The 16,309-nt window shown below is 73.9% G+C and carries 21 protein-coding genes and 1 other RNA gene; 11 read left to right on the top strand and 11 right to left on the bottom strand.

The genetic code is table 11. The features are described 5' to 3' along the window. Position 1 precedes the first annotated feature (1 nt). Positions 2-361: RNase P RNA component class A (gene rnpB / locus ACPYO6_RS02300), an RNA gene on the bottom strand. Positions 362-430: 69 nt separating this feature from the next. Between rnpB and ACPYO6_RS02295 the strand changes: the two genes are divergently transcribed. Continuing rightward, positions 431-1,273, top strand: coding sequence for a YaaA family protein (locus ACPYO6_RS02295; protein WP_425713275.1), 843 nt, complete (start codon positions 431-433; stop codon positions 1,271-1,273). 3 nt (positions 1,274-1,276) lie between these two features. Here the strand turns inward: ACPYO6_RS02295 and ACPYO6_RS02290 are convergent, their stop codons facing one another. Genes ACPYO6_RS02290 through ACPYO6_RS02270 form a run of 5 tightly spaced genes read right to left on the bottom strand, consistent with a single transcriptional unit; the run spans position 1,277 to position 6,019 of the window. Further along, positions 1,277-2,581 (bottom strand): bifunctional RNase H/acid phosphatase, encoded by a 1,305-nt coding sequence (locus ACPYO6_RS02290; RefSeq protein ID WP_425713274.1) that lies wholly within the window; start codon positions 2,579-2,581, stop codon positions 1,277-1,279. After that, positions 2,578-3,318, bottom strand: coding sequence for a zinc ribbon domain-containing protein (locus tag ACPYO6_RS02285; RefSeq protein WP_425713273.1), 741 nt, complete (start codon positions 3,316-3,318; stop codon positions 2,578-2,580). The genes ACPYO6_RS02290 and ACPYO6_RS02285 overlap by 4 nt, the downstream gene beginning before the upstream one ends. Position 3,319: 1 nt before the next feature. Next, complete coding sequence (locus ACPYO6_RS02280) at positions 3,320-4,459, bottom strand: Nif3-like dinuclear metal center hexameric protein (protein WP_425713272.1); 1,140 nt, start codon at positions 4,457-4,459, stop codon at positions 3,320-3,322. 44 nt (positions 4,460-4,503) lie between these two features. After that, on the bottom strand, positions 4,504-5,076 hold the full coding sequence (locus tag ACPYO6_RS02275; protein WP_425713271.1) for a thymidine kinase: 573 nt from the start codon (positions 5,074-5,076) through the stop codon (positions 4,504-4,506). A 10-nt stretch (positions 5,077-5,086) separates the two neighbouring features. Further along, positions 5,087-6,019, bottom strand: a complete 933-nt coding sequence (locus tag ACPYO6_RS02270; RefSeq protein ID WP_425713270.1) for a GNAT family N-acetyltransferase — start codon at positions 6,017-6,019, stop codon at positions 5,087-5,089. 76 nt (positions 6,020-6,095) lie between these two features. Here ACPYO6_RS02270 and ACPYO6_RS02265 point away from each other — a divergent pair, with 76 nt between their 5' ends. Further along, entirely contained in the window at positions 6,096-7,274 is a 1,179-nt protein-coding gene (locus tag ACPYO6_RS02265; RefSeq protein WP_425713269.1) for a YibE/F family protein, read from the top strand. Here the strand turns inward: ACPYO6_RS02265 and ACPYO6_RS02260 are convergent. Further along, complete coding sequence (locus tag ACPYO6_RS02260) at positions 7,271-7,948, bottom strand: TetR/AcrR family transcriptional regulator (RefSeq protein ID WP_425713268.1); 678 nt, start codon at positions 7,946-7,948, stop codon at positions 7,271-7,273. The genes ACPYO6_RS02265 and ACPYO6_RS02260 overlap by 4 nt on opposite strands. Before the next feature lie 93 nt (positions 7,949-8,041). On the opposite strand from ACPYO6_RS02260, the gene ACPYO6_RS02255 reads away from it, so the two are divergent. Continuing rightward, positions 8,042-8,761 carry a DUF4386 domain-containing protein gene (locus tag ACPYO6_RS02255; protein WP_425713267.1) on the top strand — a complete coding sequence of 240 codons (720 nt, stop codon included), beginning with the start codon at positions 8,042-8,044 and terminating at the stop codon, positions 8,759-8,761. Positions 8,762-8,821: 60 nt separating this feature from the next. Here the strand turns inward: ACPYO6_RS02255 and ACPYO6_RS02250 are convergent, their stop codons facing one another. Next, a complete protein-coding gene (locus ACPYO6_RS02250) occupies positions 8,822-9,658 on the bottom strand; it encodes an HAD hydrolase family protein (protein WP_425713266.1) in 837 nt (278 codons plus the stop codon). A 190-nt stretch (positions 9,659-9,848) separates the two neighbouring features. Between ACPYO6_RS02250 and ACPYO6_RS02245 the strand changes: the two genes are divergently transcribed. From ACPYO6_RS02245 to ACPYO6_RS02230, 4 genes are read left to right on the top strand one after another with little or no spacing between them, the layout of a single operon-like run. Then, positions 9,849-10,814, top strand: coding sequence for a hypothetical protein (locus ACPYO6_RS02245; protein ID WP_425713265.1), 966 nt, complete (start codon positions 9,849-9,851; stop codon positions 10,812-10,814). A gap of 38 nt (positions 10,815-10,852) precedes the next feature. Then, a complete protein-coding gene (locus tag ACPYO6_RS02240) occupies positions 10,853-11,437 on the top strand; it encodes an ArsR/SmtB family transcription factor (RefSeq protein ID WP_425713264.1) in 585 nt (194 codons plus the stop codon). 10 nt (positions 11,438-11,447) lie between these two features. Continuing rightward, positions 11,448-12,164: an SRPBCC family protein gene (locus ACPYO6_RS02235; RefSeq protein ID WP_425713263.1), complete on the top strand. Its 717-nt coding sequence runs from the start codon at positions 11,448-11,450 to the stop codon at positions 12,162-12,164. Then, positions 12,161-12,577 carry a MauE/DoxX family redox-associated membrane protein gene (locus ACPYO6_RS02230; protein WP_425713262.1) on the top strand — a complete coding sequence of 139 codons (417 nt, stop codon included), beginning with the start codon at positions 12,161-12,163 and terminating at the stop codon, positions 12,575-12,577. Before ACPYO6_RS02235 ends, ACPYO6_RS02230 begins: the two co-directional genes overlap by 4 nt. Here the strand turns inward: ACPYO6_RS02230 and ACPYO6_RS02225 are convergent. Further along, complete coding sequence (locus ACPYO6_RS02225; RefSeq protein ID WP_425713261.1) at positions 12,540-13,571, bottom strand: ArsR/SmtB family transcription factor; 1,032 nt, start codon at positions 13,569-13,571, stop codon at positions 12,540-12,542. The genes ACPYO6_RS02230 and ACPYO6_RS02225 overlap by 38 nt on opposite strands. A gap of 63 nt (positions 13,572-13,634) precedes the next feature. Between ACPYO6_RS02225 and ACPYO6_RS02220 the strand changes: the two genes are divergently transcribed. Genes ACPYO6_RS02220 through ACPYO6_RS02205 form a run of 4 tightly spaced genes read left to right on the top strand, consistent with a single transcriptional unit; the run spans position 13,635 to position 15,623 of the window. Continuing rightward, on the top strand, positions 13,635-14,192 hold the full coding sequence (locus ACPYO6_RS02220; protein WP_425713260.1) for a dihydrofolate reductase family protein: 558 nt from the start codon (positions 13,635-13,637) through the stop codon (positions 14,190-14,192). Next, positions 14,189-14,818: a dihydrofolate reductase family protein gene (locus ACPYO6_RS02215; RefSeq protein ID WP_425713259.1), complete on the top strand. Its 630-nt coding sequence runs from the start codon at positions 14,189-14,191 to the stop codon at positions 14,816-14,818. Before ACPYO6_RS02220 ends, ACPYO6_RS02215 begins: the two co-directional genes overlap by 4 nt. Further along, a complete protein-coding gene (locus ACPYO6_RS02210; RefSeq protein WP_425713258.1) occupies positions 14,815-15,201 on the top strand; it encodes a VOC family protein in 387 nt (128 codons plus the stop codon). The genes ACPYO6_RS02215 and ACPYO6_RS02210 overlap by 4 nt, the downstream gene beginning before the upstream one ends. Before the next feature lie 17 nt (positions 15,202-15,218). Next, positions 15,219-15,623 carry a nuclear transport factor 2 family protein gene (locus tag ACPYO6_RS02205; RefSeq protein ID WP_425713257.1) on the top strand — a complete coding sequence of 135 codons (405 nt, stop codon included), beginning with the start codon at positions 15,219-15,221 and terminating at the stop codon, positions 15,621-15,623. A gap of 15 nt (positions 15,624-15,638) precedes the next feature. Here ACPYO6_RS02205 and ACPYO6_RS02200 read toward each other — a convergent pair whose 3' ends face one another. Both ACPYO6_RS02200 and ACPYO6_RS02195 read right to left on the bottom strand, forming a co-directional pair. Further along, on the bottom strand, positions 15,639-16,037 hold the full coding sequence (locus tag ACPYO6_RS02200; RefSeq protein WP_425713256.1) for a type II toxin-antitoxin system VapC family toxin: 399 nt from the start codon (positions 16,035-16,037) through the stop codon (positions 15,639-15,641). Next, a complete protein-coding gene (locus ACPYO6_RS02195; RefSeq protein ID WP_425713255.1) occupies positions 16,034-16,264 on the bottom strand; it encodes a FitA-like ribbon-helix-helix domain-containing protein in 231 nt (76 codons plus the stop codon). Before ACPYO6_RS02195 ends, ACPYO6_RS02200 begins: the two co-directional genes overlap by 4 nt. Between the last annotated feature and the right edge of the window lie 45 nt (positions 16,265-16,309).

The raw sequence follows: 16,309 nt of genomic DNA, 5'->3' as shown, positions 1-16,309 counted from the left end.
GCGGAGGAGTCGGCCTGTACGCCGGGTTCTGTCCCGGCGGGCGAACCCGCCGGTGGCGACCATCCATCTACGACGCGCGTTGCCGCGCGCCTCCAGCGACCTACCCGCAGGCATCGGACGGGCCGCCCTCGAACGCCTGCTGTCTGGTCTTGCTCCGGGTGGGGTTTGCCGAGCCGCCACGGTCGCCCGTGGCGCTGGTGGGCTCTTACCCCACCGTTTCACCCTTACCCCTTGCGGGGCGGTCTGCTTTCTGTGGCACTGTCCCGCGGGTCACCCCGGGTGGGCGTTACCCACCACCCTGCCCTTCGGAGCCCGGACGTTCCTCGGTGCCCTGGGGCAACGCGGCCGCCCGGCCGACTCCTCCGCAACGCGGGAGTCTACCCGTCGGACCGCGCGGTGACGCGGCGATGTGCCCGAGTACGCTCCCGTGGTGCTCGTGCTCCTTCCGCCCTCCGAGGGCAAGACCGCCCCCGACGACGGACCTCCGCTCGATCTCGCCGCCCTCTCGCTCCCGGGACTCACCGGTGCGCGCACGGAGGTGCTCACCACCCTCGCGCAGGTCAGCGGCCGCCCCGACGCCCTCGAGGTGCTGCGCGCGCCCGCAGGCGCCCGGGACGAGGTCGCGGCCCAGCAGCGGCTGTCGGAGCTCCCGACTGCGCGCGCCGACCGGGTCTTCACCGGCGTCCTGTTCGACCGCGCGGGCATCGCGGACCTGACTGGCGAGGCCCGCGCGCGGGCGGACCGCGACGTGCTGGTGATGTCCGGCGCGTTCGGTGCGCTCTCCCCCGCCGACCCGATCCCCGCCTACCGCCTCGGGATGACCGCGACGCTGCCCGGCCTCGACGGCCTCGGGGCGTTCTGGCGCGGGCCGATGGCGGCGGAGCTCGACGCCCGCGCCGAGGGCGAGCTCGTCGTCGACTGCCGCTCCGGCGGCTACCGGGCGATGTGGAAGGTGCCGCCCGCCGCCGACGACGTCGAGGTCGGCGCCGTCACCGTGCGCGACGGCCGGCGCTCCGTGGTCTCCCACGACGCCAAGTGGTTCCGGGGCCTGCTGGTCGGGCACCTCCTGCGGCGGGAGGCCCCCGAGCCGGCGAGCGCGGAGGAGCTGGCCGGCGCCGCCCGCGAGCTCGTCGGGACCGTCCGCGAGGCGGCGGCCGCGCCGCGCAAGGGAGTCGAACGCACCACCTGGACGCTCACCGACGTCGAGCTCGAGCCGCCCGCCCGCAATGGGGGCGCCGCCGAGCTCACGCTCGTGCTCACCCAGCGGCCGTGAGGCTCAGGCGACGGACTCCGAGGGCGCGCCTACGTAGGTGACCTGACCGGTCAGGCGGCCGTTCGCGTCGAGGCCGTCGACCTCGAGGAGCGTGACCGAGCCCGGCCGGACGCGGACGCGGCCCCAGCCGTCGTTCGCGATGCTCGCGACGAGAGCGACCGACGCGCGCGTGACGACCGAGTGGGTGACGACGACGACGGCCCGCGAGCCGGTGCCCGCGACCTCCGACAGGACGCGGGCCGCCCGAGCGCCGACCTGGCGGTGGGACTCCCCGCCCGGCGGGGTCGCGTCGGCGTCGGAGCGCCAGCGGGCGAGCTCGCCGGGCCACCGTTCGTCGATCTCCGACTCCGTCAGGCCGTGCCATTCACCGAAGGCCACCTCGCGCAGGCGGTCGTCGACCGTCGGCTCCGGGAGCCCGGCGGCGCGGACGACCTCCTCTGCGGTCTGCCGGGTCCGCACGATCGGCGAGACCCGCACCTCGGCGGTGGACAGGTCGACGCCGTCGTTCGCGGCGAGCCGCGCGAGCAGGGCGCCGGCGTTGCGGGCCTGCTCGCGGCCGAGGTCCGTGAGGTCCGGGCCGGGCGTGTCGGAGCCGCTCTGCCGCCCCGCCACGGTCCATTCGGTGACGCCGTGCCGGATGAGGTACACGCGCGTCGCCCCGCCGGTCGGCGCCGACGCCGGGGCGACTGCTGCGGCCGAGGCGGTTGCCCGGCTCGCGCCGTCGGCCCCGGGGTCCGTGAGCCCGACGTCGAACAGTGCCTGTGGTTCGTCGTCGGGCATGTGGCCGTCGTCGGTTGTCGACTCGTCCGCGTCGGGCGTTCCCGGCCAGGCGTCGTCGGACTCGGAGCCGAGCTCCGCCGTCGGGGCGAGGCTCGTCAGCCACTCGTCGGTCGAGGCGTCGGCGCGGTCGTCCATCGCCTTGTTCGCCAGGGCGTCGGCCGCGGAGTTCTGCGCCCGCGGGATCCACGTGTAGCGCACGCGGTGGGCGGGGAACGCGTCGCGGGCCTCGAGGGCGAGCCGGCGCATGTCCTCGTGCTTGATCTTCCACCGGCCGGACATCTGCTCGACCACGAGCTTGGAGTCGGCGCGCACCTCGACCTCGGCGTCGGCGTCGATCCGGGCCGCGGCCCGCAGCCCCTCGACGAGCGCGGTGTACTCGGCCACGTTGTTCGTCGTCTCGCCGAGCCAGCCGCTGCGCGTGGCGAGGAGCTCACCGGACTCCGCGTCCGTCACGACCGAGCCGTAGCCGGCGGGACCGGGGTTGCCGCGCGCGCCGCCGTCGGTGTGGATGAGGAGCCTGCGGGTCATCGCCGGTCCCCCACGCGCACGAGGAGGAACCCGTGGTCCTCGCTGATCAGGATCTCGTCCTCGGCGGCGGCGTCGATGAGCGACTGCTCGGCGAGGGTGAAGTCGACGTTGACGCCTTCGGCCCGGTGCCCGCGGACGGCGACCGCACCGAGCCCACCGGTCTGGCGGCGCGCGGCCTCGTACTCGTCCATCAGCACCGTCGGCAGGGAGGCGGCGACGGCGTCGCGCTCGGCCTGGCGGGCGGTGACGTCGGCGTCGATCCGGGCGAAGGCGGCGTCCCGCTCGGCGCCGAGGGACTCGAGGTCGGTGGCCACGGAGGCAGACTGCTCCTGGAGAGCCGCGACCCGGGCGTCGGCCGCCTCGGAGGTCTCCATCGCCTCGAGCTCGGCCTCCTCCAGGACGGCCTGGCGCCCGGCGAGGTGCGCGATCTCCTCCTGGAGGGCGACGAGCTCGCGGGACAGGCCCTCGCCGGAGTCGAGGCGGGTCTGGTTGCGCGCGGCCCTGCTGCGGACCTGCTCGACGTCGGCCTCGGCCTTGGTCAGCGCCCGGCGCGCGTCGCCGGCGGCGGAGGTGGCGAGGACGAGCTCGTCGTGCAGGTCGCCGGCGCGGCCGGTGAGCTGGGTGATGTGCTCGAGCACGGGCAGCGAGCGGCGCTCGTGGCCGAGCTTGGCGATCGCGGTGTCGATGTCCTGGAGGTCGAGCAGCTTGAGCTGGTCGACGAGCGGTGCGGTGGGCACGTCAGTTCCCTTCGGGGCTGGGGGCGGGGTGGCGCGCGGTCCACGGGTCGGTGACGAGGTCGGAGACGGTGACCTCGAGGCCCTCCGCGCGCAGGAGTCCGGCGGCCACGTCGAGCCAGGGGCGTTCCGTGGCCCAGTGCGTGGCGGAGACGAGGTAGGGCCGGCCGCCCGCGAGGTGCTCGGAGGACGGGTGGTGGCGCAGGTCGGCGGTGAGGTAGACGTCGGCTCCCGCGCGGCGTGCGTCCGCGAGGAACGCGTCCCCGGACCCGCCGGAGACGGCGACCGTGCGGACCTCGGCGTCGAGGTCGCCGCCCACGGTGAGCCCCGCGGGCGTGGCCGGCAGGCGGTCGGCGGCGAGCGCGGCGAACGCGTCGAGGCTCGTCGGCGCGGGAAGCTCACCGACGCGGCCGTGGCCGGTCGTCGCCCCGACCGGACCGCCCGCGTGTCGCAGGAGGGCGAAGGAGGGCTCCTCGTAGGGGTGGGCGGCGCGCAGCGCGGCGAGGACAGCTCCCTCGGCACCGGCGGGGACGAGGATCTCGAGCCGGTCCTCCTCGACCACCTCGGTCTCGCCGACGGCGCCGATCGCGGGCGTCGCGCCGTCGAGCGGGCGGAACGTGCCGGTGCCGGGCGAGGTGAAGGCCGCGCGCTCGTAGTTGCCCTGCCGGCCCGCCCCGGCGCCGGCGAGCGCGTCGAGCAGCTCGCTCGTGTGCGTACGCGGGACGTGGACCACGAGGGTCGCGGGCGCCCCGCCGGACGGGACGAGCGGGCGCTGGCCGGTGAGGCCGAGCAGGTCGGCGAGCGCGTGGGACACGCCGTCGACCGCGACGTCCGCGTTCGTGTGCGAGGTGAGCAGCGCGCACCCGCCCGAGACGAGCCGGTGGACGAGGCGACCCTTGTCGCTCGAGGTGGCGACCGTCGTCGTGCCCTTGAGGAAGAGCGGGTGGTGCACCCACAGGAGGTCCGCGCGGAGCCCGAGCGCCTCCTCGACGACCTCCTCGGTGGGGTCGACGGCGAGGTGGACGCGCGTCACCGGGGCGGCCGTGTCGCCGACGACGAGCCCGACGGCGTCCCACTCCTCCGCGGTACCCGGCGGGTAGTGCCGGTGGACGGCGTCGACGACGTCGGCGAGCGGGGTGGGCATGGGCCGAGGGTACTCGGGACGGCCGGTCGGACCGGGCCGCGGTCTCAGGGCTCGTGGTGGCGCCGGCAGCGCGCCGCGTAGGTCTCGGTCCCGCCGACGTGCGCCGCGGTGCCGTCGAGCGGGTCCCCGCCCGAGCCGGCCCGGATCCGCTGGTGGAACACCGCGTCGGCGCCGCATACCCCGCACACCGCGGTCAGCCGGGTGACGTCCTCGGCGATCGCCATGAGGGTGGGCAGCGGCTCGAACGGGCGACCGTCGAACGTCACGGACAGCCCGGCGACGACGACGGTGGTCCCGCGCCGCAGCACCGCCTCGAGGGCGGGGACGACGTCGGGGCCGAAGAACTGGGCCTCGTCGACGGCGAGCAGGTCGGGGGCGCGGTCCCCGACGGCCGCGAGCAGGCCGGGCACGTCGGTGGCCGACGTCGATCCGAGCGAGAGCCCCGTGTGCGAGCTGACCTCGCCCGTGCCGTACCGCTCGTCCCACGCGTGGTTGACGAGGACGACCTCCAGGCCGGCGAGCCGCGCGCGCCGGACCCGGCGGAGCAGCTCCTCGGACTTGCCGGAGAACATCGGGCCGGCGACGACCTGGAGGCGGCCGTACCCGTTCGTGCGCATGTCCGTGAGCCTAGGACCGCTCGGTCACCGGAGCGGTCGGGGCGGCACCCGGCGCCGACGGGCCGAGGTGCCGCACGAAGTCCGTCCGACGTGTGCGCACGGTGAAGCCACGTCGCTCGAGCGTGGCTCGGACGGGGGTGTTGCCGACAGCGACGCTCGCGGTCGCCAGCGGGACCTCGGCGCGTGCCGTCTGGGAGAGCATCGCCGCGGTCAGCGCGGCCCCGACGCCGCGGCGGCGGGCGGGCGGGACGACGCCGAGGTACCCGAGGCACCAGTCGGTGTCGAAGCCCTCGAGCGCGGCCACGCCCTTCAGGTCGGACCCGGCGACGTGGCCGAGCCACGGCGCCGTGCCGTTGCCGGACGAGACGAGCATGTCGCGGTAGGCGCGGGCCGCCGCGGCCGGGCCGAGCTCGGCGACCTGGTCGCGGTCGTAGTCGTCGAGGCTGTCCGCCATCGCGGCGGCGAGCACGTCGAGCACGGCATTGTCCGTCGGGTCGACCTCGACCACGCCGGGCGGCAGGTCGCCCGGTGCCGGCAGGGCGGAGAGCTCGAGCCGGTCGCCGTCGGGCAGCCAGCCGGCGGCCGCCAGCGCCGCCCGCCGCGCTGCCGGTGCGGGCTCGTCGTCGGTGACGACGGCGTGCACACGGTCGGCGCCGCCCGCTGCGGCCCGCGCGGCGACCGCGTCGAGGAGGAGTCGGACGACCTCGATGGATTCGGGGTGGGTGTCGACGAGGCGGAACGCCTGCGCGACACGCGTGCCGTCCTCGAGCGTCATGAGGAACGCCCGGCCCACGTCGCCGGAGTCGTCCGCGACCACGACCAGGTCGTCCGGAGCGACCCGTCCCGCCGCGATCACCCGCCGGACGCGCGCAAGATCCTCGTCGGGGTCCCGGTCGAGGCGGGCGAACCGTTCGGGCGACGCCGTCGTCGCGTGCAGTGGCATGCGGGAACCGTATGGCCGGGCCGTCGCCGCCTCCACGAGATTTCCCGTCCGACCCGGCACGGGCGACCATGTCCCCGTGTCGCACTCCCACTCCACCGACCCGCCGGAGCTGCCCGCGGGTCGCGTCCGGCGGGTCCGGACGCTGCTCTCCGCCCTCGTCCTGCCCCTGCTCGTGGCGACGGTCGTCGGGCTCGTCGCCCTGTGGCCGAGCGGCGACTCGCCGATGGGCTCGATCCCGCTGACCGGGGACGGCACCGAGGTCGTCACGGGCACCGTGCTCGCGCCGCCCGCGAGCCCGGAGGCCGCCGAGTTCCGCGTCGAGGTCACGGGCGGCGGCCACGACGGCTACGAGGCGACCGTCGCCTCCCCGCACCCGTCGGTCGCCGAGGAGATCGACGCCGGGGACGACGTCCTGCTGCTGTACATGCCACAGAACATCGGGACCGGGACCCTGTACTCGTTCTGGGACTTCGACCGCGAGGCGCCGGTCGGCTGGCTCGCCGTCCTCTACCTCGCGGCCGTACTCGCCGTGGCCCGCTGGCGGGGCCTCGCCGCGGTGCTCGGGCTGCTCGCCTCGCTCGGCGTCGTCGCGGTGTTCATGCTGCCGGCGCTCATGGCCGGCTCCTCGCCGATCCTCGTGGCGCTCGTGGGCTCCTCGGCGATGATGTTCATCGCCGTCTACCTCGCCCACGGGATATCGATCCGCACGACGACGGCGCTGCTCGGCACCTACGTGGGCCTCGCCATCACTGTGGTCCTCGCCGTGTGGGCGACGGGGGCCGCGAACCTCACCGGATCGAGCGAGGACGCGATCATGCTCCACCAGCAGTTCGCGGGCCTCACGCTCAGCGATCTCCTGCTGTGCGGCATCGTCGTGGCCGGCCTCGGCGCGCTCAACGACGTGACGATCACCCAGGCCTCCGCGGTGTGGGAGCTGGCCGCGGCGAGCCCCGGTGCGCCGAGGCGGCGACTCTTCGTCCAGGGCATGCGCATCGGCCGTGACCACATCGCCTCGACCGTCTACACGCTCGCGTTCGCCTACGTCGGAACCGCGCTTCCGCTCATCATGCTCGCGTCACTGGTCGAGCGCCCCGTGGTCGACACCCTCATGGCCGGGGAGATCGCCGAGGAGGTCGTCCGCACGCTCGTCTCCTCGATCGGGCTCGTCCTCGCGATCCCGGTGACGACGGGGATCGCGGCGCTCCTCGCGCGCTCCGGCGGGGATCCGTCGGCCGCACCTCGGCACGACACCTAGGCGGCGGTCGAGCTCCAGCCGGACGCGTGCAGGCGCTCGATCCCGTCGACCAGGAGGTCGAGGGCGAGCTCGAACTCGGCCTGGTCGTCGCAACCGATCGCGGTGACGGAGTCGTGGGACGCGGCCGCCGAGATCGTCATGATGTGCGGGTACCGCTCGCCCGCCGCGGCAAGGAACGCGTCGCGCTCGCCGGGGTCGTCGGGTACCCGAGGGGTCGGGAACACCTCCTGCGTGAAGCCCCACATGCGGCTGCCGAGCACGTGCATCGCGTGGTGGGTGAGGTCGGCGGTGAGCCCGCCCCCGAGCAGGTCGCCCATGAGCGCGTTCATGTGGTCGAGCACCACCGGCGAGGCGGTCGTGCGCGACTCGATGACCTGCGGAGCCCAGGGGTGGTCGAGCAGCGCGGCTCGGGCGGCGAGCACGCGGGCGCGCACGCGGGCGCGCCAGTCGTCGTCGGCCGGTCCCGGGTGCGGCGCGGCCGCGAAGGTGGCGACGACGTCGTCGATCATCGCGTCCAGGAGGTCGTCCTTGTTCGCGACGTGCTTGTAGAGGGCCATCGGGGTGACGCCGAGCTCGGCGGCGAGCGTGCGCATGCTCAGTGCGTCGACGCCCTCCGCGTCGGCCCGCTCGACGGCTCGCGCGAGCACCCTCTCCCTGGTCAGTGCTGTCCGCACGGCCACCTCCTGCTTGACGGGTCTACACCGTACACCCTAGATTTCGCATGAGCGGTGTACGCCGTACACCACCGTCCGCCCCCGGAGGCCCCCATGCCCACGCACCGTCGCACCGCGATCGTCGCCGGCGCGCTCTACCTGCTCACCTTCGTCACCTCGATCCCGGCCGTCGCACTCAAGGCGCCGGCCCTCGACGCGGCATTCGTCCTCGGCGACGCGTCGAGCCCCCTGCCGGTGTGGGGCGCGCTGAGCGAGATCCTGCTCGCCGCCGCCTGCATCGGCACCGCCGTCGCGCTCTACCCGGTGGTCCGGCGGCGCAACGAAGGCCTCGCGCTCGGGTTCGTCGCTGCCCGCACGATGGAGGCCGCCCTCATCGCGGTGGGCGTCCTCACGATCCTCTCGATCATCACGCTGCGTGACGTCTCCGGGCTCGACGACGACGCGCTGACCTCCGTCCACGCCGCGCTCGTGGCCGTGCACGACTGGACCTTCCTCGTGGGCCCCGGGATCATCCCCGCGATCAGCGGACTCTGCCTGGGGTCGATCCTCTACGCCACCGGGCTCGTGCCGCGGATCATCCCGGCGATGGGCCTCATCGGCGCACCGCTGCTGCTCGCGTCGGCGACCGCCACGATCTTCGGGCTCTCCGACCAGATCTCCTGGCTCGCCGCGGCAGCCGCGCTGCCGATCGCGGCGTGGGAGGGCTCGCTCGGGGTGTGGCTCGTGGTCAAGGGATTCCGCCCGGACGCACTCGCGCGGCTCGGGCTGGCGGGCGAGCTGCCGGTCGAGGCGCCGGAGCCGGTCGCCGCCTGAGACGGCCGGTCGGCCGGGGTCGACCCGTTCGTCGGGTCGACCCGGCTGCCCCGGGTCAGCTCAGTCGTCGGAGACGGCCGTGGGCGCGTTCGTCAGCTCGTCGGCCAGCGCCTCGAGGACGAGGGCGACGCCGTGCTCGGCGTTCGTGGCGGTCACGTCGATCGCCACCTCCTTGACCTCGGCGCGCGCGTTGCCCATGGCGATCGGAACACCGATGCGGCCCAGCCACTCGACGTCGTTCCCGCCGTCGCCCATTCCGAGGCAGTGCTCGGCTCCCATCTCGTGCCGGGCGAGCATCTCCGTCAGCGCGTTCCACTTGGTCGCGGCCGAGTCGACGAACTCGAAGAACGTGTCCATCGACCGCGTGGTGTCGGGGAACCGGGAGCGGACGGCCCCGTCCACGGCGTCGAGCTGCTCGCGGGTCCCGAAGAACATCACCTTGGTGACCGCGTCGGGGAGGTCGGCCGTGTCGCCGACCTGCACGAGATCGCCGTTGAGCTGCCGGAGCAGGTCCGCGGCGGCCCCCTCGCGCTCGACGTAGATCGCCGCGGTCGTCCACCACGTGATGTCGAGGGCCAGCTCCGCGGCGAGCTCGACGAGCGCGCGCACGTGGGCGGGATCCATCGGCCGCACCGCGACGTCCTCGCCGGTCACCGGGTCGAGGAGGACCGCGCCGTTGTCGCTCGTGACGATGTTGGTCAGGCCGAGGTCGCGGGCGAGGCCGAGCGTGTTCGCTCGTGCCCGATCGGTGAGCAGGAAGACCGGCACGCCGAGCTCGACGATCCGTCCGACGGCCTCGATCGTGCGGGGGGCGACCTGGTGGTCGTCGCCGGAGATGGTGCCGTCGACGTCGAGGCTGACCGCTCGGACGGTGCGCAGGAGATCGGGCGCGACCATGACAACTCCTCGGGGTGGGCGAGCCGCCAGTGTAGGAGGCCAGGTCCCGACGCCCGCCCGGCCGTTCACGGCGAAACCCCCACATTCGCACCGCCCACCATGGGGAGCACATCCCGCCCCCACGCGCCCCCGCCGGCCCCTGGGTGCGGCACCCTGGGCGCTCCGTCCTCCCGACCGTCCTGGAGCCCGCATGTCGCGCACGCCCCGCCGATCCCTCGCCACCGCCTGCGCGGGGATCCTCCTCGCGGCCACGGCGGCCGCGTGCGGCTCGGACGACTCCGACGACGGCGCGACTGCCGATGGCGCGGCGGAGGGAGAGGCGCCGTGCCGAGTCGCGACGGGCGAGAGCTCCTCCGGGTCGGCGTCGGAGAGCGGGTCGGAGAGCGGGTCCGACGAAGGCGCCCGCCCGGCGGTCGTCGCGGCCGAGGCGCTGTGCGACATCCCGGGCATCGCCGCGGTGGCGCCGGACTCCTCCGCGGGCCCGGACTCGACGCAGATGATCGTCGCGATGTCGGGCTTCGGCGTCGACCCGGTCCTTGCCTCGCTCGAGACCTGGCACGCGCACGACGACGTCGGCGAGGGGTCCATCCTCGTGCTCACCAGCGATGACCCGGCCGCCCAGGTGTACGTCAGCGGGTTTCCCGAGCCGCTCGGGCGCGCGACCGTGGAGCGGCTCGTCGAGCTCGCCGGCGCCGCCGACGGGGTCGTCGCCGACATCGTCGAGGATCGCGGTTCGGTGGCCACGCAGCTGCGCGTCGAACCCGGCGCCGACTGGCACGGCGATCTCCTCGAGGTCCTTCCGCCGACGGCCGCGCTCGACGCCGAGGTCGACCCCGAAGGGGAGGACGCGGGCGGCAACGTCCTCGTCCGCTACCCCGACGAGATCGCCGTCCTTGTGCCGACGACGCTCGACGGGGCGATGGACGACCCGGCCTGGGCCGAGGTCGTCGACCAGACCCACGCGGTCGAGGCGGCCCTCGTCGACGCCGGGGCGGAGGTGGGCTCGGGGTGCCGGTTCGACGCATCACCGGCGGGCACGCCGGCGGTGACGTGCCGGTGGTTCGACGAGCCCGAGGGACAGCTGCGCACCGAGCTCGACACGCTCGCGGACCTGGTGGAGTCGGCCGGCGGAAGCTACGTCGAGGACCCGATCTAGGTCTTGACAGATTTTCCTGTCAAGGCGACCCTGGGTCCATGCACGACGTCGAGATCATCGATGACCCGGCAGCAGCCGCGGTCTCGCTCGACCCTGTCCGCACCCGGCTCCTCGCCGCGCTCGCGGAGCCGGGCTCGGCGACGACCCTGGCCACCCGGCTCGGTCTCCCGCGACAGAAGGTCAACTACCACCTCAAGGTGCTCGAGCAGCACGGGCTCGTCGAGCTCGTCGAGGAGCGCCGGCGGGGCAACTTCACCGAGCGGGTGCTGCGCGCGCGGTCCGCGTCCTTCGTCATCTCGCCGGCCGCCCTCGCCGCCGTCGAGCCCGACCCGACCCGCTCCCCCGACCGCGTCTCGGCCGCCTGGCTGATCGCCCTCGCCGCCCGTCTCGTGCGCGACGTCGGGGCGCTCGTCACCGGTGCCCGCCGGACCGGGACGCAGGTGGCGACCTGGGCCGTCGACGGCGAGGTCCGGTTCGCGTCCGCAGCCGACCGGGCGGCGTTCGCCCGCGAGCTCGAGGGTGCCGTCACCGACCTGGTGCGGCGCTACCACTCCCCCGACGCCGACGGGGCGCGCACCCACCGCCTCGTCGTCGCCGTCCATCCCCACGTCCCCACCACCTGAGGAGCACGCCATGTCCGACCGTTTCGAGATCCGCAAGGAGGTCGTGCTGCCGGCGACCCCGGAGCAGGTGTGGCACGCCGTGGCCACCCGCGAGGGCCAGCGGGCATGGTCGCCCGACCCCGATGCCGTGGAGGCACCGGGGACCCAGGTCGAGCGGCAGGAGGGCGAGCGCCTGTACGTCCGGACCCCGGAGGGTCCCGACGGCGCCTTCCACGCCTTCGAGTACCTGGTCGAGGGTCGCGACGACTCGACGACGGTGCTGACGTTCGTCCACAGCGGCTTCCTCGGCGAGGACTGGGGCGGCGAGTACGACTTCGAGACGATGACCGGCTACGGCTGGGACCTCTACATGGTCAACCTCACCCAGTACCTCACGCACTTCGCCGACCGGCAGGGCGTGTTCGTCACGGGGCAGGGCCCACAGTCGGAGACGTCGGCCGAGTCCTGGGCGCCCGTCGCCGCCGCGCTCGGCGTGACGGGTCCGCTCGCCGTCGGGGACCGCGTGACGCTGACCCCCGCGGGCTTCGACCCGATCGAGGGCGTCGTGGACTGGGTGGTCCCGACCGACGACTTCGTCGGGGTGCGGGCGAATGACGGGCTCTACCGCTTCCACAACAACACGGTGATGGGCATGCCGGTCGCATTCGGCCACTACCTGTTCGCCGACGTCGACGCCGCGGCAGAGTCGGCGCGGTGGGAGAGCTGGCTCGCCGGCGTGTACCGGTGAGCGGCCCCCATTCCGCGCACCTGCTCGCGGCACTTCTCGCCGCAGCGGGCACCACGCACCTGGTCGCGCCCGGCCCGTTCGACCAGATCGTGCCGAGGCAGCTACCGGGCTCTGCCCGGGCGTACACCTACACCTCCGGCGTCGCCGAGCTCGCGGTCGCCGCCCTTCTTGCCGCGCCGCGCACGCGGCAGCTCGGTGGCACCGCCGCCGCGGCACTGTTCGTCGCGGTGTTCCCCGCGAACCTGCAGATGGCATGGGACTGGCGGCACCGGTCGGCCCCCGCGCGCGCGATCGCCTACGGACGGCTCCCCCTGCAGGCCGTGCTCATCCGGCAGGCGCTGCGCGTGGCGACCGGGCCGGCCGGCGGCCCGTCACTCACCCGCCACGCAGGAGGCGGTGCCCGAGGGGAGTGACGACGTGGCCGGACGCGCCGAGGGCGCCGGCTCGGACCGTGACGAGCCCTGCGTCGCGCAGCACACGCAGATGGGTGCTGGCCGTGGCCGGCGCGAGGTCGAGCGCCCGTGCGAGGGCGCGCACACCCCGGATCGGGCCGTTGGCCACCTCGGCGAGGACGACCGCTCGGGTCTCCCCGAGCAGCCGGGCCAGGGCGTCCGACGAGCCACCCGACGCCGGCAGTCCGGGCGACTCCGGGAGCGGGACGAACAGCACGGTCCGCGCCCCGGTGCTGCTGACGGTCACGCTTGCCGAGGAGGCGAGCGTGGGCATGACGAGGATCCCGCCTCCCGTGGAGTCGGCGTCGACCTCCGAGCCGGAGACGAGGTCGACCTCGAGCACCCCGTCCCGGAGCCTCACCCACGGCCCGAGGCGCTCGACGGCGGACGCCGGGCCCTCCTCGTCGATCACCGCCCCCAGCCCCGCGGCCCACCGAGGTGCGCGCGACGCCGCGGCCGCGGCGAGGTGCTCGTCGAACGTCCGAAGGACCCGCGTGAGGAAGTGCCCCAGTCGACGACGCATGCGCGTGCCCGCGGGGCCACGCCCGCCCAGCTCCGCGAGCCACGGCGGCGGCGGGAAGCCCGCCGCGACGTTGTCGGCGAGGTCGCGGGCGACCTGCTCGCGCGGGACGGAGCAGATCTCGTCGACCGCCTCCGCGGGGTCCGTGGCGGTCGGCTGGAGGAATGCTGGTGTGCACGGATCGGCGAGAAGCGCGGTCAGCAGCGCGGCGTCCTCCGGTCGTACGGGACCAGCGTCGCGACCCGGGTCGCGACGCCGCGGCGCACGGACCGCGTCGGCGAGCTCGGGCAGGACAGCCGGAGCGGCACCGACCTCCATCTGAGCGAGCTCCCCGGGGCGCAGCCGGAGTCGCAGCATCGCGCTCGCCCCCTTGCCGCGCTCGACCGTCCCGTTACCGACGTGTTCGCTCCTGCCCGAACACTCCTGGTCATCCAAGCAGACATGCACCAGGCTCGTGCCTCCGGGGCGACGACGCCGCCCGCGACGATCGGAGGACACGTGCGCAGGTTCATCGTCACGCAGAACGTCACGCTGGACGGCTCGATCGAGATGCTCGGGCCCTGGTTCTCGCCGGAGGCCGAGCAGGACGAGAACGACCTCATCGAGGAGATGGCCCGGCAGGACGCCACGAGCGACGCCGTGGTGTTCGGTCGGCAGACCTTCGAGGACATGCGCGGCTACTGGCCGCAGCAGACCGACGACCGCACCGGGGTGACCGAGACGCTCGACCGGGTGACGAAGTACGTCGTCAGCTCGACGATGACCGACCCCGGCTGGGACCGGTCGGTCGTGCTGGCCGGGGACCCCGTCGAGGAGGTGCGCGCGCTCAAGGAGACCGAGGGGCAGGACATCGTCTGCACCGGCAGCATCAGCCTCGTGCACGCGCTCGTCCCCGCGGGCCTGGTCGACGAGTACCGGCTGTTCACCTACCCCGCGGTGCAGGGCGGCGGGCGGCGCCTGTTCCCCGAGGGCTACGTCGTCCCCCGGCTCGAGCTGCTGGAGACCCGGTCCTTCCGCTCCGGTGTCGTCCTCACCCGCTACCGGCCGGCGTCGTGACAGGCACCCTCAGGGTCGTCAACTTCGTCAGCATCGACGGCGTCATCCAGTCGCCGCTCTCGGCCGACGAGGACCCCTCGGGCGGGTTCGTGCACGGCGGTTGGGTGCCACCGTCCAGCGACGACACCGTCGACGCGTTCATGAGCGCCGCGACGACCGAGGCGGGCGGACTGTTGCTGGGCAGGCGAACATACGAGATCCTGCACGCCGCCTGGTCCGGCGCCGACGAGAGCGTTCCCGCAGTGGCGGCGATGAACGCCATGCCGAAGCACGTCGTCTCGCGCACCGCCGCCCGTACGGAGCTCCGATGGGCCGGCACCGAGCTGATCGACGGCGAGCTCGGGGCTGCCGTCGAGGCGGCGAAAGCGCGGACGGAGGGCCACCTCCTGGTGCTCGGGTCCGGGCAGCTCGTCCGGGCGCTCGCGGAGCTCGACCTGGTCGACGAGTATCACCTCCTCGTCTTCCCGGTCCTTCTCGGGGCCGGCCGACGCATGTTCGGCGACCGCAGCACGCTCGCTCACTTCCGCCTCGCAGCGACGACGACCACGGCGAGCGGCGTCGTCATCGCGTCCTACACCCGCGACCACTCACCGCCGCACCGCCCGACCCCGACGGAGTCCGCATGAACGCCGCACGCACCACTCCGGTCATCGGCATGATGTCGATGCTGTCGCCCGACCCACGCCGGCTCGGCACCTTCTGGTCCGAGCTCATGGGGCTCCCCATCGCTGACGGCGCCACGGACGACCTCGTCATGCTCGACCTCGACCACGAGGTCAGCCCGATCACGTGGATCATCGAACGGTCCGACGACGTCGCCACCGGCCCCGCGCCAGTAGCGCTCGACATCGGGAATGAGGACGACGCCGCCTGGCACGAGGTGGCCGACCGCGCCGAGGAGCTCGGTGCCGAGCGGGTCGCCGAGCGCGAGGAGGACGGCGTCCGCTGGATCGAGATGCGCGACCCGGACGGCAACCGGTTCCGCGTCTTCGCGGCTCGGCCCGTCTGACGAGGGACGGACGCGACATGGGGACCCGGGAGCAGGTCGCCGACATCATGGCCGCCCTCGCCCGAGGCGATCGCCGCCCGTTGATCGACGCGATGCGCGACGACGTCACCTGGCGATGGATGGGCGTCGAGCGGTGGTCGCACGAGTTCGTCGGGAAGGACGCCGTCGTCGGTGAGCTCTTCGGCGCGGTCGACGAGACCCTTGACGTCGACTCCGCCACGACCGTGCACCGGATCATGGCGGACGGCGACCATGTCGTCGTCGAGCACACCGGAACGAGCCGGACGCCCGACGGTCGCGCGTACGACAACAACTACTGCTGGGTCCTCGACCTGGACGGCGCAGGCGCGATCCGCACGGTCCGCGAGTACATGGACACCGACCTCGTCACGAGGACGTTCGGCGCCGACGACCACGTGTGACGAGAGGGCGCCCGGTCACGTCGGAAGGAGGTCGATCCTCGCGTGGTGGCCCGGGGCGCGCGCGAGTCGGGCGTCGGACGTCAGAAGCGCAACGTCGAGCAGCTCAGCCAGGGCGACGTACGTCGCGTCGTACGCAGTGAGATTGGAACGAAGCTCCCACACCCGGCGCGCACACAGCAGGTGATCGTGATAGGTCACGTCCAGCATCTCGAGGAAATCGACGGCGTCGGCGACTTCCTCGTGCGTCGACGTACCGGCCGCCTCACGTCGCCGCAGGACCTGCAGCACCTCCACGACGAGGAGGTGCGGCGCGTGCAGCTGGACGCCCGGATCGTCGAGTCGGCGCCGCACCTCGGCCCCGAGCGGAAGGTTGAGCAGCAGCTCCACCGCCGCGGAGGCATCGAGCACGATCACCGTGCGTCCCGCTCCGCACGCACGGACTCTGCGGCACTCTCCCCCCGGTAGTCACTGGGAGCGGCAGTTTCCAGTCGCTCGATGAGCTCCCGTCGCGTCGGACGCTCCACCGAACGGGCCAGCTCGGCGAGAGCGAGGTCGGACAAGGTGACCCCCTCCCGCGCCGCACGTTCCTTGAGACGGCGGTGCAGCTCCTCGGGAACATTGCGCACCTGGATAAGTGACATGCACATACGATGAACGCATCACATGTGCATGTCAATGACGTGCGG

The organism is Georgenia sp. Z1344 (assembly GCF_049856295.1).
In the GTDB taxonomy this organism is placed as follows: Bacteria; Actinomycetota; Actinomycetes; order Actinomycetales; family Actinomycetaceae; genus JB111.
Note: the sequence above shows the minus strand (reverse complement) of the source record. Positions and strands in the feature narration are given on the sequence as shown.